A 24,071-nucleotide genomic window follows, 5' to 3' on the forward strand; every position below is an offset into this window, starting at 1 on the left:
TTACGTACCTATTTTAACAATCCGTCGCTGCTGCGGCAACCTCACATCAGGTAACGGAAATAAACATAGAGCGTTGAGATGACCAGCGACAGGAGCATCACCGGCAGACCAATTTTCATAAACCCGATAAAGGTAATCGGATGCCCTTCTTTCCCGGCGATTCCCGCCACAACGAGATTGGCGCTTGCGCCGATTAATAGACCGTTTCCACCAAGACAGGCTCCGAGTGACAGGCTCCACCAGAGCGGCTCCAGATTGGTCATTCCCATTTCGCCCATATCCTTAATCAGCGGAATCATTGTCGCAACAAAAGGAATATTATCGACAAAAGAGGAGACAATCCCGCTCATCCACAGGATCAAAAAGGTAGTCGGCAGCGGTTCTCCGTCGGTCAGGTCCAGGGCACCGTGCGCGAGCCGGGTCATGACACCCGTTTCAACCAGACCGCCGACCAGGACAAACAGCCCGATAAAAAAGAAAATGGTTGTCCATTCAACGTCTGACAAAGCCTTCTCAAGATAGCGCTCGCCGGTCAGAAGCAGCAGCAGAAAGGCACCGGAGAGCGCTATGGTTGCTGTTTCAACCCCGAGCATCTGATGCAGGAAAAAGCCGATCACGGTCAGAATAAGCACGATCAGTGATTTGGCAAGCAGAACGGGATCCGTGATTTCCTCCCGGGCATCGAGGCCGGCGAGCACTTCCCGGGCATCCGGCCGCCCGTTAAGTGAATTCCGGTAAATGAAGCTCAGCAGGATCAGGACAGCGATGATGATCAGTACAATCACCGGTGCCAGGTTGGTGATGAAATCAATAAAGCTCAGGCTTTTGACCGCGCTGCCGATCATGATGTTCGGCGGATCACCGATCATTGTCGCCGTGCCGCCGATATTCGACATCAGGATCTCAGACATCAGAAACGGGACAGGCGACATCTTCAGCTGTCTGGCAATACTGAACGTCACAGGAGCGATCAGAAGAACGGTCGTCACATTGTCGAGAAAAGCTGAACCGAACGCCGCAATCAGTGAAAAGATGACAAGCAAAGCAAACGGCTGCCCGTCCACTTTCCTGGCTGCCCAGATCGAAACAAAACGGAACAGTCCGGTCTGTGACGTGATAGAGACAATGATCATCATGCCAATAAGGAGCCCCAGTGTGTTGAAATCAATGTGGCGGATAGCTGTCGCCTGATCGATGACGCCAAAGAACAGCAGAGCCGAAGCGCCGAGCAGGGCGATGATGGTCCGATGAATTTTCTCTGATATGATAAAACCATAGGCAACAAGGAAAATGCCGATGGCAAGTAGTGCGTGATTCCCCAATAGAAAACAGACCTTTCTGAATAGATTGCCTGTACTTGTTAAGCGGATTTCCGCCTGCTTCCGCCCCGGATCAGTCCGTCAGCCAGCGGATGGATCGCAGCAGCTGCAGCTGAAACAGATGGGCGAGAAACGGAACATAAGCATCCCGCCGGACGATCACCTGCCACGTCCGTTCCCCGCGGCTGTAGAATAGAATATCAGAATAAACTTTATCACGGTCAAAGAACGCCCTCAGCTGATGCAGGCAATCGACTGCTTCACTGGTTTTTGCCCGGATCAGAAAGTCAGTATCCTGTTCGTTCCGTTGTTCCCGCAAAGCAATCTGCTGATCATTGATTTCATAACGAACCGGCTTCATGAGGCCACCTTCTTTTTTTATTCATTGTAGCATGTTCTTCAGGCTGCTTCATGATCTCTTTCATTGGCAAAGAGCCTGCTTAAGGCGGGCGGCGTCACCAGCGTAGTGATCAGAACGACAAGGATCAGCGGGGTATAATACCTCTCGTCCAGAAGGCCTGAAGTCATACCGATGGAGGCAAGGATCAGGGCCACCTCTCCACGCGAGATCATACCCGCCCCGATTTTCGCCGCGCCGTGAAAATCAAATCCGGTCATCCAGGCACCCAGACCTGAACCCGCAAGTTTGGTGAAAATGGCCAGAAGCGAAAGGGCGATAATGAACCAGATGTGACGGTCAAGTCCGGTAAACGTGACATTCAGTCCGATACTGACAAAAAACACCGGAACAAAAATGCCATATGAAATCGGCTCAATCTTCTGTTCCACCTTCTCCTTAAAGGGTGTCTGTGCGATAGCCGCCCCGGCGATAAAAGAACCGATGATACCCGCCACGCCAAGCCATTCGGCATAACAGGCAAAGAAGAACCCGATCATGACTGCCGCGCTGACCACCGGTTCGGAGACCTTCAACCCGCCGAACCGGCGCATGATCCATGGAACAGCTTTCCAGCTGATCAGGAGGATGGTGGCAAAGAACAGAATTTTCTGTCCAATTACAAGCAGTGTACTCTCATCTGATCCGCCGAAAAAGCTCATGACAAAAGCCAGCAGAACAATGACCAGAACATCGTCGAGTACCGCGGCCCCGAGGATGGTCGTACTTTCCCGCGTCTGAAGCTTGCCCATTTCCTTCAAAGTCTGTACCGTAATGCTCACTGAAGTCGCAGAAAGAACCAGCCCCAGAAAGATCCCCTGATTAAGCGGCATGCCCATCCCGAGTCCTGCCAGCGTACCAAATCCAAGCGGAAAGATAATCCCTCCGACGGCCACAGCCGTCGACGGCCGGGCATTTTTTCGCAGATCGTCAAGGTCAGCTTCAAGTCCGGCAATGAACATCAGCAGGATCACACCGGCTTCGCTGATGATATGGATCATTTCCGAATTGGGTATCCACCCCAGAACAGCCGGGCCAATCAGAATGCCCACCAGTAATTCCCCAAGCACAGCCGGCTGTTTCATCAGGACACTCAGATGTCCGGCTATTTTGGTCGCAAGTAAAATGACAGCCAGTTCAAAAATAAAGTCCATCGGTTCCCCCCTGTGATGAAATGATAAAGTGAAACGTCAATCCGTGAGGGACTTTCGAGCACACAGGGCACCCTCATTTTTAGCCTGCGCGCATCCCTCCGCTGATTGTCTGTTGGACCCATCGTGCTGCAGCAGGCAGTGATCCCACACCCGGGCAAGAGGGCACTGCCCGTTCAGGCGGGATAAAAAAAGCAAAAAAGGAGCCTGTGCTGACAGGCTCCACCAGAATCGTGCATATTTATCTTTATATTGTTTATCTCTACTTTATCCTGAGACAGGTGGCTATGTCAAATATTAATAAAAAAAAAGAGCCCCTGTTCGGGCTCAACAATCTATATCATAAAAGGGGGGAAGCCAAAAGAACAACGCATTGCTTTAACAGTTATTATCGTACTGCATCCAGCTGATCATTGGCACAATATGGCATAATTTTGATAAACATCACAGATTTCTCATATCATTTGAAAACTTCCCACGGGACATGGATATGAATGATTCCGTTTGAATAAGGTGCAACTTCATATTCCTGAAAAACCAGCGTGATGCCATCCCTGTCGAAGTAAAACTGCCCCTCTTTTTGATCGATGCCTTTGAAGCTGTCAATAAAGAAATCATATCGACCCGCTTTTTTCAGTTCAATCATTTGATTCTTCACATAATCATTGACCTGATCAAGCTGCGTCTGATTTGTCACGACATCCCCGAGTTGTAACTGTTCTCCTGTATCCGTTTTGAAATTATAAGTTTTTTCATAATGCATGCCGTGCGCTCCGCCGGTGTAAGCTTCATCGACAAAAGAAACACTGAGCAGCCGGCCGTCATTGAAGCGCACATAAGGTCTTGTACTGGCATAATACGGTCCCGGGATACCGGTCAGCTTGTCTTTTTCGTACTGTTTTCGGTATGCCTGATCTTTTCGCCATATGACATCCGCGTGCTCCAGAAAAGTTTTATTAATGCTTTTTCGAATCGCTTCCTGATCGATTCCGGACGTCACCACAGGATAGAAGATCCCGTTTGACAATTTCTGAATGCTGATCTTCACCGGGTACGGCTGGTCTGCCGCCACAGCCTGTCCCGCCGGCGGCCACCATCCCATCAGCACAAGTACCATCACTAGTGCCATCATGCTTTTCCCTGTCACACGCTTCACCCCAACTAGCCTTTATGATACCTAGTATGTCCTTATGATCTTACGTTATAAAAAAGGGCAGAGTCATTTATCATTCTTTTTCCAGAACGAAACCGTTAGAATAGAAGATGAGGTGAATCAGATGATCATTATTCACGCAACCTTTCATGTCAGACAGGAAAACCGTGATCTTTTTCAGACAGAATCAGTCCCGCTGATTACCGGATCCCGGATGGAATCAGGAAATATCCGCTATACCCTTTACGAAGATCCCTCAGACAGGAACAGCTTCATCCTGGTTGAAGAATGGAAAGATGAAAAAGCTGTTCAGCGCCACAGACAGTCTGCACAAGTTACCGCATTTATGGCCAGGGCAGACCTGCTTTTCGATCGTCCGACAGCGATTAGCTGTTATTCAGCCAGAAAACTGCCTTCTGAATGAGGTGCGGTCATGTCACAGAAACTTAAAGCGCTCGCCCACTTGTCAAAAGAACGATTGTGGATCCCTTAACGCCTCAAAAGACAGACGGACGCCATGGTATGCGAAAGCCTTTGCCTGTGCATCGTTGCCTGCGCGCTCAGTCCGATTGATCCGATTCCGGACTTCATCCCGATTCCCCGCTATCTGGATAAGTTCATAATCACCCCTTTTGCCCTCATGCTGACTCTGGGATGTATTCCTGAATCCGTCATGACGGACGCAAAAATAAAAACACAGCAACGAAAAAGAAATACAGGAACGCCAAAATTCAGAACAGCTGTTTCAGGCTTCTCTGCCTGCACGGATTCTGTACTGGATTTTCTTATACTGGCTTTGATTCTCCGGCCGGATGATTTGTGCATTCGGTCGGATCTTCGCCATTTTCACCGGATTATGGCCCGAACTGACCGGAATCCCGATATTTCGGCAAAGTCAGTACCCTGCGCCCCCTTCTCGGGGATCAGGAGACAGTTCAGTCAGTATGTGTTTCAGACGATTCACTTCAATCTGTCCAGGCGCGGAAACCTCGTTCAGACTTCCGAAAGTGACAGCAGATCCGGTGAGCATTCCGCTGATTCGGGAAACTTTACCCAGGCTGCCCATTGCCATCGTAATAATCGGAATCGTCATCGACCCGCTCGCCTCCAGAGTTGCCTCCATCAGTGTCAGTACGTCGTCCGGTAAACGGGGCATCACCGCTATTTTCGCTATATCAGCTTTTTCCGCTTCCATTTTTTTCAATTTTGTGACGAGGGCGTTCCGGGAAGGGGTATGGGAAAAGTCATGTGAACTGATGATCACTTTCCCTCCTGACCGGTGTACCGCATCAATAAGGCGTGCCCGTCCCCTTGAAGGGCGTGTCTGTTCCAGATCAACAGCATCAGCCAGTTTCCGCTCGATCAGCCTCTCGTACAGCTGAAAATATGCCGGATCACTAAGCGGCTTCTCCCCGCCTTCGCGTGAACTTCTGAAGGTGGCCAGCAGCGGCTTTTCGCCAAGAACGCCCCGCAACCGTCCGGCTGCATGCAACAGGGATGCAACGGACAGATCCTTCATGTAGTCGATACGCCATTCGGCAAAGTCGGCCGGACCGGAGGCGATCTGTGCCGCAATATGCTCCGCTGATTCACTGGACGTACCCGTGATCGGTACACAGATCTTCGGGATGCCGGAACCGATGGTCAGATTTTTTAACGTAACTGTTTTCATATTCACCCTTCTTACGGCTGTTTCTGTTATCGCGAGCGTAGCATGCAGCTGACGGACTGTCAATCAGCCTGAAGAGCCCGGCGAGCCCCCTGTTTTCAGATATTGTCCATGATTCTCTGTCAGGATACCTTTCCATTTTTCAAACTTGTCTTGACATTTTTAATATTTACTGCTATCTTATTAACACTAACTGACTGGGAGTTTTGACGATGGTTCAACAATGGTGTTGTTTTCAAATGAATCGATACTATTACTTTGGCTGGTTTATTTAGGTGTTTGCACCTTGCCCGCAGCAGATGCAAACACTTCCGTTTGCATCTGTGCCGGCCAAAGCTGCTTCGCATGCGTCAGAACAAGCCGCACAGATGTTGTCCAGACAGATAAGGACAATAAACTGTGCGGCTTTTCCCTGTTCAGAGTAAGAAATCGAAAAGGGCCCACGGTTTATTGAAAACCGTGGGCCCTTTTTTCAGTACGTCCGTCGCTGCCGGGATTGACGAGAAACAGAAAGGAGTGAAGCTACAATGAAGTTTGACGAAATTGACGAAAGTTGTGTGAATGCGATACGTATGCTGAGCTGTGAATGCATTGAACGTGCCGGTTCCGGACATCCGGGACTTCCTCTCGGTGCCGCTCCGATGGCCTACGTGCTGTGGCGTAATCATTTACGTCTGAATCCGGATGATCCGGACTGGTTTGATCGCGACCGCTTTGTCCTGTCGGCCGGTCATGGCTCAGCCATGCTTTACAGTCTGCTGCATTTGTCGGGATTTGATCTAACCATGGATGATTTGAAACATTTCCGCCGGTTCCGCAGCAGAACGCCCGGACACCCGGAACGGGGAAGTGCGCCCGGAGTTGAGGCAACAACTGGTCCACTGGGCCAGGGCCTTGGAATGGCAACAGGTATGGCTATGGCTGAAGCCCATCTGGCAGCTGTCTGTCACTCAGGCGAGGAGGTGATCAATCACCGGACATTCGTTCTGTGCGGAGACGGAGATCTGATGGAAGGCGTTTCCTATGAAGCTGCAAGCCTCGCCGGTCATCTGAAACTGAACAAATTAATGGTCCTGTATGATTCGAACAGCGTCTCACTTGATGGCCGGGCAGACCGATCATTTTCTGAAGATGTACGCGGCCGTTTTGAAAGCTGCGGCTGGAATTATCTGCGGGTGGAAGACGGCAATGATCTGTCCGCCATCGACGCGGCGATTGAACGCGCAAAACAGCAGAGGAATGGACCGACGCTGATAGAAGTCCGGACGGTCATTGGTTTCGGTGCGCCGGGTCAGGGAACAAATCAGGTCCACGGCACCCCGCTCGGAGAAAAGGGATTGGCAGAACTTCGCCGCCGGCTGCACTGGGATCATCCTGAATTTACTGTTCCCCGTAACGTTCGGGAACGCTTCAGGCAGTGCATCGGCCAACGGGGAGGGCAGGCTGAAGCTGAATGGAAGTGCCGGGTGAATCAATGGGCGGCAGGTCATCCGGACAAAGCCGAAAAGTTAACGCAGGCACTGAACCATCAGCTGCCTCCGGACTGGAAAGAGGGACTCCCGCGCGAGGTGACCGGTTCCGAGTCCGGACGCGTGACCAGCCATCGCATCATTCAGATTCTGGCAGATAAGCTTCCCTTTCTGTGGGGCGGATCAGCCGATCTCGCCAGTTCGAATAAAACAAATATTGAACGCAGCGATTTGTTCCGTGCGGAGCGCCGTGAGGGACGAAATATTGCCTTCGGTGTCCGTGAGTTTGCTGAAGCATCGGCGCTGAACGGGATCGCGCTTCACGGCGGCAGCCGGGTATTCGGCGGCACCTTCTTCGTTTTTTCCGATTACATGCGTGCCGCCATCCGCCTGGCAGCCCTTCAGAAGCTGCCTGTGATCTATATTTTCACCCACGATTCGATTGCCGTTGGAGAAGATGGTCCGACCCATGAACCGGTGGAACAGCTGATGAGTCTGCGGGCGATGCCCGGTGTGTCGCTCATCCGTCCCGCTGATGCGAATGAGACCGTCGCAGCCTGGGAAGCAGCAATAGAGACCTCAGACCGGCCAACGATTCTCGCCCTGTCCCGCCAGAAACTGCCTGTACTGAGCGGAACCGCGGAACAGGCTGAAGAAGGGGTCCGGCACGGCGGTTACGTGCTTTCCCCGCAGGAGGGGGCATGGCCCGAGGGGATTCTGATCGCCACCGGATCGGAAGTCCGGCTCGCTATCGGTGCACAAAAGTTGCTGCGCCAGTCCGGGCATGATGTTTCCGTGGTATCGATGCCCTGTTTCGACCGGTTTGAGAAACAGAGTCAGGCCTATCGTGAATCGGTTCTTCCTTCCACCGTGCGCCGGCGGATGTCGATTGAAATGGGGGCGACATTCGGCTGGGAACGTTATGTCGGCCTGCAGGGCATCTCCCTTGGCGTCGACACATTCGGCGCCAGCGGATCTGCAGAAGATCTGATGAATCATTTCGGTTTTACAGAAAATCATATTGTCACGCTTTACACGCAGGCAGCCGAGAAGCCTGTCAACCTGGTTCATCCGCAGGTAGGCTGACCGGCCCCGGCAACGTAAAATTATATCAACCTATACCAAAGTGAGGTCATACAACATGATTATTCAATTCAAGGAAAACGTGACGCCAGACACGCAGAAGGCATTTGCAGCAAAATTCAGCCGGCTTAACAAGCAGGTTTTAACTGCAGGGTCAAGAATGGCCGTCACAGAGCTCAACCATTGCGAATTCTCGGATCATGAAGCGTCCGCCATCGATAAAATCGTCACGGATACACCGCCCTATGTCCTGGCCAGCCGCCTGTTCCATCCTGAAGATACGGTGATTCGGCTCCCGCATTCAGTGATCGGCGGTCCTGCTTTTACCCTGATGGCCGGTCCCTGCTCCGTTGAGTCGGAAGGACACATCCGCCATATGGCCCGCATCGCCCGGGAAGGCGGCGCAACCGTTCTGCGCGGCGGTGCGTTCAAGCCCCGCACCTCCCCCTATTCTTTTCAGGGTCTCGGTGAAGAGGGGCTGCGTTACCTGCGCGAGGCCGCTGATGAAAACGGGATGGATGTGATTACGGAAGTCATGGACGAGACCCATGTACCGCTTGTAGCCAAATATGCTGATGTACTGCAGATCGGTGCCCGCAACATGCAGAACTTTTCACTGTTAAAAGCCGTCGGGAAAACCCGTATCCCTGTCGCACTGAAGCGGGGCATGGCGGCCAGTATCGACGACCTGCTGAACGCCTCTGAATATATCGCAAGCGGCGGTAATCATAACATCATGCTGATCGAACGCGGGATTCGGACGTTTGATCACAAATATACACGCAATACCTTTGATGTCGCGGCCGTACCGGTTCTGCAGAAGCTGACGCACTACCCGGTTCTTGTCGATCCGAGTCATGCCGCCGGTGTATGGGATCTGGTGGCCCCGCTCGCCTGCGCAGGAACCGCAGCCGGTGCCAGCGGAATGATTGTGGAAATTCATGACCGACCGGAAGAAGCGATGTCCGACGGTCCTCAGGCCCTGAAGCCAGACACGTACCTGAGGATGGTCAGACGTATTTCAGCGCTCAGACAGCTTATGGAAACCTGGGAGGGATGACTTTGGAAGTCTCTGTAAATCTGCCAGACAAAACCTATAAGGTGCTGATTCACCGCGGCCTGATTCATCACCTGGGAAATCGGCTCAGCCGGATCTGGAGACCCGGGAAGGTCGCTGTCATCAGCGACAGTACTGTTGGCCCCCTTTATCAGGATCAGGTCATTCGCCAGCTGCGAACCGCAGGCTTTCCGGCGACCAGTCTCAAGGTACCGGCCGGAGAGTCTTCGAAAAGCTGGGAGACAGCTGTCACACTCTACCGGGCACTGATCGATCATCATTTTACACGATCAGACGGCATAGTCGCTTTGGGTGGTGGCGTGATCGGTGATCTTGCCGGTTTTGTCGCCTCAACTTATATGCGCGGCATCGCATTCGTCCAGGTCCCGACATCACTTCTGGCACAGGTCGACAGCAGCGTCGGTGGTAAGACGGCGGTTAACCTCGATACAGGCAAAAATATAGTGGGCACGTTTTATCAGCCTGATGCCGTCTTTATCGATCCCGACACTCTTGAAACCCTCCCGGATCGTTACATCGCCGAAGGATACGCGGAAATTGTCAAAATGTCTGCCCTGTCAGGCGGTTCATTCTGGGAGACAACCGGACAGATCCATCACCCGGAAGACATTGTTGCCCGGGCAGAGGTGCTGATTCAGAAAAGTGTCGCTTTTAAAGCCCGTATCGTCATCGCCGACGAGAAGGAATCCGGTCTCCGGCAGATTCTTAATTTTGGCCACACGATCGGCCATGCGATTGAGCTTCAGGCCAAAGGCACACTGGCTCACGGCGAAGCCATCAGTATCGGTATGGCAAGACTGTCGCAACTGTTCGAGAACTACGGCCTGACCGAATCCGGTACCTCCCGCAGCCTGATTCAGCGGCTGCAGGAAGTGGGACTGCCGCTTGACTCTTCATTGATTGGCACTTCGGATTTTTACCATAAAATTATTTCGGACAAAAAGAATCACGGCGGCCGCCTCAATCTTGTCTATTTAAAGAAGCCGGGTGAACCGGCCCTGTATCCTGTGCCGACTGACCGGCTCCAATTGTTTTTCTCCGGAAAAAATTCCTTAGAATCTTAACCGGCAGAACATTGAGAATCCTGAACGCCATATTCAGAAAAAAACCTCTTTTTCATCAGCAGAGAGGTTTTTTTCCTGCCTATCGTCATGTTTATGAGACAGGCTATGGATCATTCCTCTTCCTTTTTCCCGAAAAAAAAAGACTTCCTTTGTCGCAGATATAGATCAAGGCTTACGAATCCGGGAAAAGAAGAAAGGATGTGAATCGTTCTCTATTAAATGATCGCCTCAGTAACCACGGACAAATAGCCCACATACAGTAACTGTGTTGTGAAGAAAAACTTGCCGACTGGCCGGTCGCAGGCGCCGCCTGAAGTTTCGCTTTTCTGAACCTTTTTTCTACAAAAAGGATAAAAAAGAATCAGGAGTGATCATCCGTAATGAATTATGACTATCAGAATCCTTATCAGATGGACCAGAATCCGAATGACGTGACTCAGAACCCCTATTATAGGAACATGAATCCGGATCCTATGAATCCAGGTTACATGAATCCGGATCCTATGAATCCAAGTCACATGAATCCGGGTCATATGAATCCAAGTCACATGAATCCGGGTCATATGAATCCGGGTTATATGAATCCAAGTATGAATCCAGGTCAAGTGAATCCGGGTCACATGATGCCCAATCCGAATAGTCATCCTGCACATCTGAAAGATCGGGTCCTCAGTGCCGTTGCCCCTGTTCTCCAGTATGGGATGAAAGAAGCCATGTACACTTCTCATCATCACGCAATGACAGAAGTCGCCGCAATCACGTATCTCATGGGCATGGGCTACGATCCCCGGATGGCAAGACAGATTGTCGAGTCATGGGAGATCGATGAAGCCTTTTATCCACGTCAGGAAAATCGTTAAATCTGAACAAAAAGGCATTTCCCCCGTCATATATCAGGACACCCGGTGATGGGTGCCCTTTTAAACATGACGAACCCGCCACATTTTTACCCCATTCCAAAATGACATGTACCTGTCCGGACGGGTTGTAGAAAGAGTCGGGCAAAGAAGCACGATGAGAAGAGGGGTTCTCCTCTGGGGGCGGGCTGCTTGCGTAAACGGCCGTCTCTCCACCCAGCTGTTTCGGCGCGATCAACAACCAACTAACCAGACAATGGACAGGATCGTTAGTTGTGAATCCAGTCGTTTGCTTAATAGGCAGAGATTTTCCGCTTAAATGCAGAATGGAACTCGTATCAGAGTATCATAAGCGGAGATTTTCCGATTAGGCAATGAAAAATCCCCCCTTTTCATGTTTTGTTGAGTCAATAGGCAGAATCCCTCCGTCTATTGAAATTCGCATTGATCCTTTTTACTGAGTTAGACGGAATTTTTCCGCCAAGCGGTTTTGCGCCTGCTTCGGAGCCGAAACAGCCGGCGCTCAGCACCGTGCTGCCGTGCTTACCTCACCCGAACTGCTGATGTCCTCATTTATTGAGCCACCGGGCAGCAATGCCGGGCCATCCTGGGTGAGACCGTAATCCTTAAGTTTTGTCTGCATTAAAAAAAGGGGGCCGATCGTCACTGCTGTTCATAACCATGGATGTGCAGTCTGCCGGGCACACAGGGGAGCCATTCAGGAAAGAGTTTTGTTGCTGCAGCAGATGCCGGTCTCTTTAACTTCAAAAAAAGGCACGAAAAAAGAGGCCCTCATCAGTAGACTAACCTCATGAGAAACCTCTTATTTCCTTATTAAATCAGTTTACAGCACATAGATGGCAGATTAATATCCGTACTATGCCCGGGTCCCCTGGGGGTCAGGCATGATTACATCATGCCGCCGCCCATGCCTCCTGGTGCCTGCGGTGCCTGAGGAGCAGGATTTTTTTCCGGTTTGTCGGCAACAACAGCTTCAGTGGTCAGCATCATGGCTGATACGGAAGCAGCGTTCTGCAGAGCCGAACGGGTTACCTTAGTCGGGTCAACGATACCGGCTTCAATCATGTCTACCCATTGATTCTTAGCGGCATCGTATCCGACACCCGTTTTCTGGGTCTTCAGCTTTTCAACGATTACTGAGCCTTCGAGTCCGGCGTTTTCGCCAATCTGACGAACCGGTTCTTCAAGAGCGCGAATCACGATATTGACACCGGTCTTTTCGTCGCCCTCAGCTTCGACTGCCGCAACGTCTTTGATGACATTGGCAAGGGCTGTACCGCCTCCGGCAACAATACCTTCCTGAACCGCCGCACGGGTTGAGTTCAAGGCATCTTCAATACGCAGTTTGCGTTCCTTCAGTTCTGTTTCAGTAGCCGCGCCGACTTTGATCACGGCGACACCACCGGCCAGTTTAGCCAGGCGTTCCTGAAGCTTTTCCTTATCGAAATCGGAAGTTGTTTCTGCCAGCTGAGCTTTGATCTGGTTGACACGTCCGGCAATCTTTTCAGAATCTCCGGCGCCTTCAACGATCGTTGTATCGTCCTTCGTTACGATCACTTTTGCAGCCGAACCTAACTGATCAAGGGTCGTTTCTTTCAGTTCAAGGCCAAGGTCGCTCGTGATCACCTGACCGCCTGTCAGCACAGCAATATCTTGCAGCATAGCCTTCCTGCGATCACCAAATCCAGGTGCTTTAACAGCGACAGCTGTAAATCTGCCCTGCAGTTTGTTGATAATCAGGGTTGCGAGTGCTTCACCTTCAACATCTTCTGCGATGATCAGAAGTGATTTACCCTGCTGAACAACTTTTTCAAGTACAGGAAGGATTTCCTGAATATTTGAAATCTTCTTGTCAGTAATTAGAATGTATGGATCTTCGAGATTGGCTTCCATCTTATCCTGATCTGTTGCCATATATGCCGAAGCATAGCCGCGATCGAACTGCATCCCTTCTACGACATCCAGTTCCGTTGCGAAGCCTTTGGATTCTTCAATTGTTACCACACCGTCGTTGCCGACCTTTTCCATCGCTTCAGCGATCAGTCCGCCGACTTTCTCGTCAGCTGCAGAAATAGAGGCAACCTGAGCGATTGAATCTTTGCCCTCGATCGGTTTGGAGATCTTCTTCAGACCTTCTACAGCAACTTCAGTCGCTTTTTCAATACCGCGGCGAATACCCATCGGATTCGCACCGGAAGCAACATTTTTCAGACCTTCGCGAATCATGGCCTGTGCAAGAACTGTTGCAGTCGTGGTTCCGTCACCCGCAACATCGTTTGTTTTGCTGGCTACTTCGGAAACAAGACGTGCACCCATATTCTCAAATTTATTTTCAAGTTCAATTTCTTTTGCAATCGTGACACCGTCGTTTGTGATCAGCGGTGAGCCATATTTTTTATCAAGTACGACGTTGCGGCCTTTCGGTCCGAGCGTAACCTTTACCGCATTTGCCAGAATGTCTACACCGTTCAGCATGGAGCGGCGCGCTTCTTCGCCAAACTTAATATCTTTTGCCATTATAAAAATTCCCTCCTGATATTATTTATCCGTTTCATTCAACAACTGCGAGAACGTCATCCTGACGAACAACAAGATAGGCCTTGCCGTCATATTTGACTTCAGTACCCGCATATTTTGAAAAGATTACTTTGTCTCCTTCTTTCACATCAAGTGCAATACGTTCGCCCTTGTCGGACACCTTGCCCGCGCCGACTGCGACAACCCGTCCCTCCTGAGGCTTTTCTTTAGCCGAGTCAGGCAGCACGATACCACTTGCCGTCTTCTCTTCCTTTTCTTGTGGTTCGATGACGATCCGATCACCTAATGGCTTTAACATGAAAAAATACCCTCCTTAAAAGGTGTTAAGTGAAATCCTTTTGTTAGCACTCTCTGCTTCTGAGTGCTAATCCATCTAATATAATAATCAATTCCCACCCTTTTTGCAAGTTTTTCCTTAAAAATTTATCGCACCCGATGCACCGCTTCAGGAAGGGCTTCAAGGGCTTCCGTCCGTTCATTGCCGGCCGGAGATTGTGTCAATCAGGCGCCATCAGCAGATTGTTCTCTGATGTATGCTAAAATAAAGTGAAACGCCAACCAGTGAGGGGTCCCTTTGAACCCATCGAGCTGCTGCGGGCTGTGATTCTCCACCCGGGCCGGTTCGTTTACCCTCATAACTTTAAGATGGGAGGCTCACTGCCCGTTCATGCGGGATACATATTACCGTTTCTGACGTGCTTTTTTCATTCTAACAGAGATATGAGGTGTCCGGGATTTGCTGAAACGCTATATTATGATTGTGGTTATTTATTTACTATGCTTTATCTCCCCTTTTATACCAGGTTTCATGTGGCTTGCCGGCCGGTTCCCGACGATTCAGCAGGGATATGGAACGGTTTATACCGGCGTCTTTCTGATCACACTGGCGGTTGTTCTGCTGCTGCTGCTTCCTGAGCGGCACATGCGTTCAGATAAAAAAGCTTCTCCGCTGATCTCGGTCGTCTGGGCGGTACTCGGCGTCTTCGCTCTCTACCTGATTCAGGTTCTGTCTGTGTTGATCAATTATGCCGCATTTGGACAGATTCCGAAATCGGAACATACGCAGGACATTATTTCTCTGGCCCGTATGTCCCCGATCTTTATTTTAACGGTCAGTATCGTCGGCCCGCTGCTGGAAGAAATTGTTTTCCGTAAGATCTTCTATGGCAGCCTGCGCAGAAAAACAGGTGTGATCCTGGCGGCAATTATCAGTTCCCTCGTTTTCGCATTGATGCATGGTGATATCCGCAATCTGATCATCTATTTCAATATCGGACTTTTCCTCTGCTTTACCTATCAGATGACGAATCGGATCGTGGTCAATATGTTCATGCATGCCGCCATGAATGCTGCAGCTGTGCTGATCAGCCTGAATGCTCCGGCCATATCAGGCCTGGCTCTCTCCTTCTTCCGCTGAACCTGTCCTGTTGACAGGGGTAGCTTTTCGCCTCATGACGAAGAACAATCTGCCGGCTGACAAATTGCGGGCGCCGCCGGAGGCTTTGTTTTTCTGAAACTTATTCTGGAAAAAAACTTTATACTAAAAAAAGGATTCCACATCCAGCGGAATCCTTTTTACAGCCCTGTTTATGCTTCATCATCAAGGGTGGTCAGAATTTCCGGACCATCCTTTGTAATGGCAATCGTATGCTCATATTGTGCGGAAAGTGAACCATCCACCGTCCGTGCTGTCCAGCCATTGTTATCAACTTTCGCCTGCCAGCCTCCGGTATTCAGCATCGGCTCAATGGTAATCGTCATGCCGTCCCTGAGTCTGAGACCGCGGCCCGCTTTGCCATAATGGGCGACGGCCGGATCCTCGTGCATGGTCGGTCCGATCCCATGACCCACAAATTCACGGACAACGCTGAGTCCACGCGTCTCCGCATATTCCTGGATCGCATGGCCGATGTCCCCCAGCCGGTTGCCGACGACGGATTGCTTTATTCCTTCATAGAGGGCTTCTTTTGTCGTATCCAGCAGGTGCTGCGCTTCATCAGAAATATTTCCAACTGCATAACTCCATGCGGAATCGGACAGTGCACCGTTCAGGTTTACAACCATATCAATCGTCACAATGTCACCGTTTTTCAGTGGCTTTTTGTTTGGAAAACCATGGCAGATTTCATCATTGACCGAGGCGCAGGTTGCATATTTATAGCCCTGAAATCCCTTTTCCTCCGGAGTGGCACCGTTTTTTTTCAGAAAATCATTGACGAATTCTTCGATGTCCCAGGTGGTGACCCCCGGCCTGATCATCGATCTGATTTTCTGATGCGTCAGTGCAAGTAATCTGCCGGACTTTTTCATCTCGGCTATTTCATTCTTTGATTTTAACTGAATCATCCGTACATTCCACCTTTATCTTTCCCGTGTCTACTTTACCAGAGCATAACACTTTGTATTGTAACACTTTATCGGCGTTAAGATTATTGAGATTGCTTTTCTTCTATTGCATGATTCAGAAAATAAATCAGCGCCTGGAGCTCTACCGTCATGTCGACATGGCGGACATAAACGTCAGGCGGCAGCTGCAGGCGGACCGGAGCAAAGTTCAGAAACCCGTGTATACCAGAAGCTATGGCAAGTTCCGCTACTTTCTGCGCCTGGCCGGCCGGAACCGTCAGAATGGCCGCTGCGATGTCGGTGTTATCGTCCGTCTTCAGTTCATCCAAGGTATGAATCTTTGTTCCGCCGATCTCCTTACCCGCTTTCGAGGGATTGACATCATAAGCTTTCACAATCCTTGTATTATCATTTTTTTGTAAGTTGTGGTTCAGGAGCGCTGTACCAAGATGACCGACACCAATTAAAATCACTTTCGATAATTCATCCTGATATAAAGTCTTTCTCAGAAATTCCATCAGATGCCGGGTATTATACCCGTAGCCCTTTCTCCCGAGCGCACCAAAATAAGAAAAATCTTTGCGAATGGTTGTGGAATCTATCTGCACAATTTTACCAAACTCAGAAGATGAGATGCGTGTTTTTCCATTTGCCACCAGGCGCTGAAGCGACCGGTAGTACACCGGAAGCCGTTCCGCAGTCGCCTGGGGTACTTTTTGAACTGCCATGACTTTCCTTCCTCCCCGCTCTATATCGATCCACCTGTATCTCTTTAATTATATTCATTTATGAAAGCGGATCATTCTTTTTTACTATACATCAATACGAAACATATTTGTTCCTCTTTTCACAACCGATATTCCCGGTTGCCTGATAAAACGGGAATAGGATACAATGATGAGTGTGAATGCTTATTGCGTACCTGAGGTGATCATGATTGATACTCCTGCAGACAAATGGGATCAGCAAGTCTTTTGCTGCTGAACTTATTTTATCTGATATTAATATAGAAGTGAAATATGGTGAACGTGTTGCGCTTGTCGGAAGAAACGGTGCCGGAAAATCGACACTTCTGAAAATCATTGCCGGTGTGATGCGTGCGGACAGCGGCGAAGTCATTATGCCGAAAGACCGCACGATGGGCTATCTGCCGCAGAACGCGACATTAAACTCGACACGGGGCATCTTTGACGAACTGCAGACCGTATTTGAGCCGCTCATTGAAATCGAGAAAAAAATGCAGCAGATGGAGAAACAGATGAGCGACCCCTCCCGGTTTACCGATGACAAAGCGTACAACCAGCTGCTCAAATCCTATGACACGCTTCAGGCAGAATACAAGGCAAAAGGCGGATATACGTATCAGGCTGAGATCCGCAGTGTACTGAACGGACTGAATTTTGCCGATTTCCCTGATGACACACCGGTCAACAACCTGTCCGGGGGCCAGAAAACTCAGCTGGCGCTGGGTAAGCTGCTCCTTCTCAAACCGGACCTTCTGATTCTGGATGAACCGACAAATCACCTGGATATCGAAACGCTGAACTGGCTTGAAAACTACCTTCAGCGCTATCCGGGCAGTATCCTCGTCGTCTCCCATGATCAGTATTTTATGGATAAAATTGCGACGAAAGTCTATGAAGTGGTGCATCATACCGTTCATAAATATGATGGCAATTATACCCGCTATCTGGAACTGAGGGCGGCGGAATACGAAAATGCGATGAAGCGCTACGATAAACAGCAGAAAGAAATCGAACGGCTGAACGACTTTGTCCGGAAGAATATTGTCCGGGCGTCGACGACCCGGCGCGCACAGAGCCGCCGTAAACAGCTGGAAAAAATGGACATCATGGATAAACCACGCGGAGATGAAAAGTCGGCTGCTTTTTCTTTTGACATTGAAAAACAGAGTGGAAACGACGTCCTGTCTGTTTCAGACCTGTCCGTCGGCTACTCCGCGGATTCCCCGATTGTCTCCGGCCTCCATTTTCGCATCACGCGGGGAGAACGGGTGGCACTTGTCGGGCCAAACGGGATCGGCAAATCAACGATCTTAAAGTCTATTGCCGGAGGATCTACCCTGATTTCGGGTCACGTCCAGCTCGGCAGCCAGGTTACTATCGGTTATTATGATCAGGAACAGACAAGTCTGATCCCGGAAAAGACGGTTCTGAATGAACTCTGGGATGATTATCCGCTGAAACCGGAGAACGAGATCCGAAATGTCCTCGGCGGATTTCTCTTCTCGGGTGATGACGTCAAAAAATTAGTCGCTCAGCTCAGTGGCGGAGAAAAAGCAAGGCTTCTTCTGGCCAAACTGATGATGCGCCATGACAACCTTCTGATTCTGGATGAACCGACCAACCATCTGGATCTGGACAGCAAAGAAGTTCTTGAGGCGGCACTGATGGATTATCCCGGGACTATCCTTTTTGTTTCGCATGACCGGTATTTTATCAATCATCTTGCGACCCGTACTCTTGAACTGTCCAGAGAGGGGATCACCGAGTATCTTGGAAATTATGATTATTACGTAGACAAAAAGGAGGAGCAGCGGGAAATTGAAGAACTTGATGCACAGGATGGACAGAGCGCTCCTGCAAAATCCGAGAAAGCTCCTGCTTCGTCAGGGAAACAGCATTTTCTGAAGGATAAAGAGAAGAAAAAGAAACGGAGACAGCTGCTGCGTACCATTGAACAGACCGAAAAAGAAATCAGCGGTCTTGAAGCCGATATTGACAAGGGCGAAAAATCGCTCCTGTCGCCTGCCGTTTTCAACGACACAAAGAAGGCAAAGGAAGTGCAATCGCAAATTGATCAGAACAATGCACAAATCGAAACGCTGATGGAGAGATGGGAGTCAGATCAGCAGGAGCTTGAGAACCTTGGCGAATAGGCCGGGAATCACTAGTCACGAAAAAAGGAACGGGGATGAACAAGGAGGTCCTGAACATGTTTCACCAGCTCGCATCATTAAATCCAATACTGCTTGCACTTATTGCAGGTCTGTTTACATGGGGCTGCACAGCACTGGGCGCCTCGCTCGTCTTTTTCTTTAAAAATCTGAACACAAAAATGGCTAATGTAATGCTTGGATTTGCTGCCGGGGTGATGATTGCGGCCAGTTTCTGGTCTCTGCTCTCACCGGCTATTGAATTGAGTTCCGGTCTTGGCAAACTTTCATTCATTCCCGCACTCGTCGGTTTCTTACTTGGCGGAGTCTTCCTGCGCCTCGTTGACCGGCTGATCCCTCATCTGCATTTCGGCTTTCCGGAAGTTGAAAAAGAAGGGCCGAAAACAAAGCTGCGGAAAATCATTCTGCTCGTTCTTTCCATTACCATTCATAATATTCCGGAAGGTGCCGCTGTCGGCGTCGCCTTCGGAGCTGTTGTTACCGGAAATACTGAATCGCTCATCGCCGCCCTGGTTCTGGCCTTCGGTATCGGGATCCAGAATTTTCCTGAGGGTGCCGCTGTTTCCATACCTCTTCGCGGCGAAGGCCTTTCACGAGGCAAAAGTTTCTGGTACGGCCAGCTGTCTGCCGTTGTCGAGCCCATCTTCGCCGTCATCGGTGCGTTCCTTGTCGTCGTTGTATCGCCGGTTTTACCCTATGCTCTGGCTTTTGCTGCCGGCGCGATGATCTTCGTCGTCATTGAGGAACTGATTCCCGAATCCCAGCGGGAAGGATCTACAGATCTGGCTACAGCAGCAACCATGATCGGATTTGCTATCATGATGACGCTCGATGTGGCACTCGGCTGATCCGATTTTAAAAAGGCGATGGACTTGATGCCCATCACCCTTTAGAAGGTATAAAACTTTTGAGAAAAAAAAGGTTCAGAAAAACGAAGCCCGCGGGCGGCGTCTGCCATTTACCCCGCCGGCCGGTTTTTCTTCAGTATCAGGTCTGCCTGAAGCCATGGAGCAAAAGGCCGAAAGAATCAAAAATCTTCGATCCGCAGATTTGCGCTTCCATTTAAGGACAGGTCCGCCCTTGTCCCCTTGAGATAGCCAATGGTTCCGGCCGCCGCAATCATTGCCGCATTGTCTGTGCATAATTTAAGCGGAGGAATCGACAGAGGAATACCGCGCGTCCGGGCGGTTTTTTCCATTTCGCTTCTGATTCTGCTGTTCGCCGAAACACCTCCGGCAACAAGGATCTGCACGGCACCAAATCTTTCTGCAGCCCACATTGTTTTTTTCGTCAGGACTTCGGAAACACTTTCCTGGAAACTTGCCGCCACATTTGCCCGGTCAATATTCCGGCCTCGCTGCCGCTCATTGTGAATATAATTGATCACCGAAGATTTCAGCCCGCTGAAGCTGAAATCAAGCGACCCTTCTTCAAGCCACGCTCTTGGGAAAGGAATCACCGCTTTTCCCTCCCTTGCCAGCCGGTCGATTTCCGGTCCGCCGGGATAAGGGAGCCCCAGCGTACGTGCTACCTTGTCAAAAGCTTCACCTGCAGCGTCGTCTCGGGTTGTACCAACGACCTGATACGAGCCATGTTCCTTCATATAAACAAGCTCCGTATGGCCTCCGGAGACAACCAGCGCAATCAGCGGGAACCTGAGCTCATGAACGAACCGATTGGCGTAGATGTGTCCGGTGATGTGATGAACGGGAACAAGCGGCAGATGATGGGCAAAGCAGAGCGCCTTGGCTCCATTTACGCCAACCAGCAGTGCGCCGATCAGACCCGGCCCCTGCGTCACGGCCACAGCATCTAGATCCTTCCATGTCACACCCGACCGGTTCATCGCCTCTTCGCAGACCACCGTAATCTGATCAACGTGATGGCGGGAAGCCACTTCAGGCACCACCCCGCCAAATCTTCTTTGAATATCTATCTGTGAAGCAACGGCATTAGAACGAATGATCGTTCCATTTTCAACAACTGCCGCCGCCGTTTCATCACAACTCGTTTCAATACCAAGAATCATTGTTTTCTGATCGATTTTTATCATTATAAATTCACCCACATAACCAGAGCATCTTCACCGTTATTGGAATAATATTTTTCACGGATTCCTCCGTGACGAAAGCCGAGTTTCCTGTACAGATTCTGCGCGATGAAGTTACCCGCGCGCACTTCCAGACTCATTGTTCTGCAACGCCGGGAGCGTGCCAGCATCATGACTGTACGAAGAAGGGTCTCTCCCGTTTTTCGCCCTCTGTACCCGGCAAGGACAGCCAGATTCGTGATATGAGCTTCATCGACAATCAGCCAGACCCCGCAATAACCGATAAGCTTACCTGCAACATCTGCCACATAATAGAAAGCAAAGTGATTATGCTTCAGTTCGTTCTCAAACGCCTGCCTTGACCACGGCACGTCGAATGCACTGTGTTCCACCAGCATAACCTGCTCAATATCAGCAAAGGTCATGGGCCGGATCGTTATGGATTGCTGCTGCATCATCTGCTTCACTCCTGACGCTGGCGTTTCAGCCAGTTTGCCTCGGCCTCAGCCAGGCGAAGATAGGTGGGCAGAAAGTGATGAATGTCTGACTCCGGCTCTTTTTCTATGCCCAGGCGTGCCAGTTCCCCGGCCCTCGGCACCCGTTCTGCCGGGCTCCCGGTGTGAGCCTGCGGGAAGCCCTTAAGCCGCTCCTGCCACTTACTCAGATCATTGCTTAAGAAAAGAATCGGTCTGGCAGTCTTTTCCAGTTCTGCCAGCCAATCCTCCATAAGCAGCAGCCGATCAGACATCACCGGTTCCATATGACCGTTTCTGTTCTGATACAGTCCGGCAAAAACCTGGCCGCGACGCGCATCAAAGAACGGAGCAACAAGGCCATTAAAATACCGCCCGTTCTGAGCGACGACCTCAAGGCTGGATACACCGGCAAGCTCTTTCTTCAGCGTCCAGGCGAGCATTTTGGCAATGGTAATGCCGATACGCAGCCCGGTATAGGAGCCCGGTCCCTTTGCGACAACAATCCGGTCGAGATCTTCCGGCCCTATACCGACATCTTCCAGCAGTCTGGAAATAGCCGGCATCAGCCGTTCCGAATGATTTTTTTTACTGTTCGTCATGAGTTCACCCAGAACTTTATCTTCTGTTGCAACCGCAACACCCATGACCAGGTTAGATGAATCAATGGCCAGTACATGCATCGTGCATTATCTCCCTGTATAAGGTTTCCGATCTTGCGCCATGAGCAGAAAGCATCAGTGATCTTTCAGTCTGACCTGTTCTGGCAATCGCAACAGACAGATAATCCCCGGGAAGCCAGGAAGGAATATTCTCAGCCCATTCAATCACCGTTACACCACCCTGATCATAATAATCTTCAAGCCCGATATCCTCATCATCACTGATCCGATAGACATCCATATGAAAAAGGGGCAGTCGCCCGCTTCTGTATTCCTTTACTACGGTAAACGTCGGGCTGCTGACCATTTCTTTAATGCCCAGGCCCCTGGCCAGACCCTTGGTAAAAACGGTTTTCCCCGTACCAAGTTCCCCGGACAGCGTCAGAACATCATTTGCTGTCAGATGTTCCGCCATTTTTTCCGCAAAGTTCATTGTCTCTTCTCTTGAATGGACGATCCACTGTTTCATGGCTCCCACCTTCTCATTATCCAGGCGGGTTCACTCCCGCCTGACATATGGTTAGTGTACCATAACTGACTTTTTTTCGCTCCCGGGTTCGCCTCGTGGATCGTGCCCGGGTGTTTCATCTCATTGCCGCGGCTGAAATATGGCGTACACCGGCTGATATATCCGGGAGTCCCGCTGAATTATTCGGGGTATCGGCTGATAACCAGTGGTAGCTGGCTGAATTCCTGGCCCCGGCTGAAATATGGCGTAATCCGGCTGATATATCCGGGAGTCCCGCTGAATTATCCGGGGTATCGGCTGATAACCAGTGGCAATTGGCTGAATTCTCGGCCCCGGCTGAAATATGGCGTACACTGGCTGATATATCCGAGAGTCCCGCTGAATTATCCGGGGTACCGGCTGATAACCGGTGGCAGCTGGCTGAATTCCATTTTCCCGGCTGATATATGGCGTAATCCGGCTGATATATCCCGGAGTCCCGCTGAATTATCCGGGGTATCGGCTGATAACCGGTGGCAGCTGGCTGAATTCCTGGCCCCGGCTGAAATATGGCGTAATCCGGCTGATATATCCGGGAGTCCCGCTGAATTATCCGGGGCATCGGCTGATAACCGGTGGCAGCTGGCTGAATTCCATTCCCCCGGCTGAAATATGGCATAATCCGGCTGATATATCCCGGAGTCCCGCTGAATTATCCGGGGCATCGGCTGATAACCGGTGGCAATTGGCTGAATTCCATTTCCCCGGCTGAAATAAGGCGTACACTGGCTGATATATCCGGGAGTCCCGCTGAATTATTTGGGATTGATATGCATTTGGATCAATCATACAATTTTTATGCACGTCAAGACGACTTTATCGATACAACTTTCGGCGTTCGTGTTTGATTGCATAGTTGATGCTAGCGTGTGACGAAAATGATGGATCTGTCTGGAAGAGATTTATCGGTCAACATTCAGGATTTATCGGTCTATTTTCAGAACTTATCAGCCAGATCGCCGGCTTCAATCAAAATCACCGTTCGATCCTGCTGCGTCACATCATCTTTCAGGAAAGCACTTTTTCATCCGGCGAATAACTTAAATCTAATTGTAAAGCACTTTATTCACATGTCACACATGATTCCTGTCACGGGAAATCCCGGGACGATCAGAAGCGTTATCAGATGAAGAATCAGGATCACCGACGAAAAGAGGCATTCCCCACTTTTCGGGAAATGCCTCTTTAATCATTTGCCTGGCAGTGACCTACTCTCACAGGGGGGCAACCCCCCACTACCATCGGCACAGAAGAGCTTAACGACCGTGTTCGGGATGGGAACGGGTGTGACCTCTTCGCTATGACCGCCAGACTGA

General features: G+C 50.3%; 21 protein-coding genes and 1 rRNA gene. 8 read left to right on the plus strand and 14 right to left on the minus strand.

Annotated features, from left to right (window positions below; genetic code table 11):
- Positions 1-41 precede the first annotated feature (41 nt).
- From EWH91_RS11660 to EWH91_RS11675, 4 genes are all read right to left on the minus strand, one after another.
- Positions 42-1,322, minus strand: a complete 1,281-nt coding sequence (locus EWH91_RS11660; RefSeq protein ID WP_129930213.1) for an ArsB/NhaD family transporter — start codon at positions 1,320-1,322, stop codon at positions 42-44.
- 70 nt (positions 1,323-1,392) lie between these two features.
- On the minus strand, positions 1,393-1,680 hold the full coding sequence (locus EWH91_RS11665) for a hypothetical protein (RefSeq protein WP_129930214.1): 288 nt from the start codon (positions 1,678-1,680) through the stop codon (positions 1,393-1,395).
- 38 nt (positions 1,681-1,718) lie between these two features.
- Positions 1,719-2,870: a cation:proton antiporter gene (locus EWH91_RS11670; protein WP_129930215.1), complete on the minus strand. Its 1,152-nt coding sequence runs from the start codon at positions 2,868-2,870 to the stop codon at positions 1,719-1,721.
- A 457-nt stretch (positions 2,871-3,327) separates the two neighbouring features.
- Positions 3,328-4,023, minus strand: coding sequence for a DUF3298 and DUF4163 domain-containing protein (locus EWH91_RS11675; RefSeq protein ID WP_129930216.1), 696 nt, complete (start codon positions 4,021-4,023; stop codon positions 3,328-3,330).
- A gap of 121 nt (positions 4,024-4,144) precedes the next feature.
- Between EWH91_RS11675 and EWH91_RS11680 the strand changes: the two genes are divergently transcribed.
- Positions 4,145-4,444: a putative quinol monooxygenase gene (locus EWH91_RS11680; RefSeq protein ID WP_165364317.1), complete on the plus strand. Its 300-nt coding sequence runs from the start codon at positions 4,145-4,147 to the stop codon at positions 4,442-4,444.
- Positions 4,445-4,915: 471 nt separating this feature from the next.
- On the opposite strand, the gene aroD is transcribed toward EWH91_RS11680, so the two are convergent.
- Positions 4,916-5,692 carry a type I 3-dehydroquinate dehydratase gene (gene aroD, locus EWH91_RS11690; RefSeq protein ID WP_129930219.1) on the minus strand — a complete coding sequence of 259 codons (777 nt, stop codon included), beginning with the start codon at positions 5,690-5,692 and terminating at the stop codon, positions 4,916-4,918.
- Positions 5,693-6,216: 524 nt separating this feature from the next.
- Between aroD and tkt the strand changes: the two genes are divergently transcribed.
- The 4 genes from tkt to EWH91_RS14775 all read left to right on the plus strand — a co-directional run bounded on the left by tkt (position 6,217) and on the right by EWH91_RS14775 (position 11,243).
- Positions 6,217-8,244, plus strand: a complete 2,028-nt coding sequence (gene tkt, locus EWH91_RS11695) for a transketolase (protein ID WP_129930220.1) — start codon at positions 6,217-6,219, stop codon at positions 8,242-8,244.
- A gap of 55 nt (positions 8,245-8,299) precedes the next feature.
- Positions 8,300-9,301, plus strand: a complete 1,002-nt coding sequence (gene aroF / locus EWH91_RS11700; protein WP_129930221.1) for a 3-deoxy-7-phosphoheptulonate synthase — start codon at positions 8,300-8,302, stop codon at positions 9,299-9,301.
- Positions 9,298-10,383, plus strand: coding sequence for a 3-dehydroquinate synthase (gene aroB, locus EWH91_RS11705; protein WP_129930222.1), 1,086 nt, complete (start codon positions 9,298-9,300; stop codon positions 10,381-10,383). Before aroF ends, aroB begins: the two co-directional genes overlap by 4 nt.
- A 380-nt stretch (positions 10,384-10,763) precedes the next feature.
- Positions 10,764-11,243, plus strand: coding sequence for a hypothetical protein (locus tag EWH91_RS14775; protein ID WP_240697352.1), 480 nt, complete (start codon positions 10,764-10,766; stop codon positions 11,241-11,243).
- A 906-nt stretch (positions 11,244-12,149) separates the two neighbouring features.
- On the opposite strand, the gene groL is transcribed toward EWH91_RS14775, so the two are convergent.
- Complete coding sequence (gene groL, locus EWH91_RS11720; protein WP_129930224.1) at positions 12,150-13,778, minus strand: chaperonin GroEL; 1,629 nt, start codon at positions 13,776-13,778, stop codon at positions 12,150-12,152.
- 34 nt (positions 13,779-13,812) lie between these two features.
- Positions 13,813-14,097, minus strand: coding sequence for a co-chaperone GroES (gene groES, locus EWH91_RS11725; protein ID WP_129930225.1), 285 nt, complete (start codon positions 14,095-14,097; stop codon positions 13,813-13,815).
- A gap of 438 nt (positions 14,098-14,535) precedes the next feature.
- On the opposite strand from groES, the gene EWH91_RS11730 reads away from it, so the two are divergent.
- Entirely contained in the window at positions 14,536-15,216 is a 681-nt protein-coding gene (locus EWH91_RS11730) for a CPBP family intramembrane glutamic endopeptidase (protein ID WP_129930226.1), read from the plus strand.
- A gap of 170 nt (positions 15,217-15,386) precedes the next feature.
- Here EWH91_RS11730 and map read toward each other — a convergent pair whose 3' ends face one another.
- Positions 15,387-16,145: a type I methionyl aminopeptidase gene (map, locus tag EWH91_RS11735; RefSeq protein WP_129930227.1), complete on the minus strand. Its 759-nt coding sequence runs from the start codon at positions 16,143-16,145 to the stop codon at positions 15,387-15,389.
- Between the two features lie 83 nt (positions 16,146-16,228).
- Positions 16,229-16,873, minus strand: a complete 645-nt coding sequence (locus EWH91_RS11740; protein ID WP_129930228.1) for a redox-sensing transcriptional repressor Rex — start codon at positions 16,871-16,873, stop codon at positions 16,229-16,231.
- Positions 16,874-17,082: 209 nt separating this feature from the next.
- Here EWH91_RS11740 and EWH91_RS11745 point away from each other — a divergent pair, with 209 nt between their 5' ends.
- Both EWH91_RS11745 and EWH91_RS11750 read left to right on the plus strand, forming a co-directional pair.
- The gene (locus EWH91_RS11745) at positions 17,083-19,044 is read left to right on the plus strand and encodes an ABC-F family ATP-binding cassette domain-containing protein (protein ID WP_129930229.1); all 1,962 of its coding nucleotides are present in this window, start codon (positions 17,083-17,085) and stop codon (positions 19,042-19,044) included.
- Positions 19,045-19,100: 56 nt separating this feature from the next.
- Complete coding sequence (locus EWH91_RS11750; RefSeq protein WP_129930230.1) at positions 19,101-19,910, plus strand: ZIP family metal transporter; 810 nt, start codon at positions 19,101-19,103, stop codon at positions 19,908-19,910.
- A gap of 179 nt (positions 19,911-20,089) precedes the next feature.
- Here the strand turns inward: EWH91_RS11750 and tsaD are convergent, their stop codons facing one another.
- The 5 genes from tsaD to rrf form a co-directional block, all read right to left on the minus strand.
- Positions 20,090-21,106, minus strand: coding sequence for a tRNA (adenosine(37)-N6)-threonylcarbamoyltransferase complex transferase subunit TsaD (tsaD, locus tag EWH91_RS11755; RefSeq protein ID WP_326407612.1), 1,017 nt, complete (start codon positions 21,104-21,106; stop codon positions 20,090-20,092).
- Positions 21,107-21,114: 8 nt separating this feature from the next.
- Positions 21,115-21,570 (minus strand): ribosomal protein S18-alanine N-acetyltransferase, encoded by a 456-nt coding sequence (gene rimI / locus EWH91_RS11760; RefSeq protein ID WP_129930231.1) that lies wholly within the window; start codon positions 21,568-21,570, stop codon positions 21,115-21,117.
- A gap of 5 nt (positions 21,571-21,575) precedes the next feature.
- Positions 21,576-22,268, minus strand: coding sequence for a tRNA (adenosine(37)-N6)-threonylcarbamoyltransferase complex dimerization subunit type 1 TsaB (tsaB, locus tag EWH91_RS11765; RefSeq protein WP_129930232.1), 693 nt, complete (start codon positions 22,266-22,268; stop codon positions 21,576-21,578).
- Entirely contained in the window at positions 22,249-22,716 is a 468-nt protein-coding gene (gene tsaE / locus EWH91_RS11770; RefSeq protein ID WP_129930233.1) for a tRNA (adenosine(37)-N6)-threonylcarbamoyltransferase complex ATPase subunit type 1 TsaE, read from the minus strand. The genes tsaB and tsaE overlap by 20 nt, the downstream gene beginning before the upstream one ends.
- A 1,234-nt stretch (positions 22,717-23,950) precedes the next feature.
- A 5S ribosomal RNA gene (gene rrf, locus EWH91_RS11775) occupies positions 23,951-24,067 on the minus strand.
- Positions 24,068-24,071 lie beyond the last annotated feature (4 nt).

Origin of the sequence: Sporolactobacillus sp. THM19-2, assembly GCF_004153195.1 — a bacterium.
GTDB lineage: Bacteria > Bacillota > Bacilli > Bacillales > Sporolactobacillaceae > Sporolactobacillus.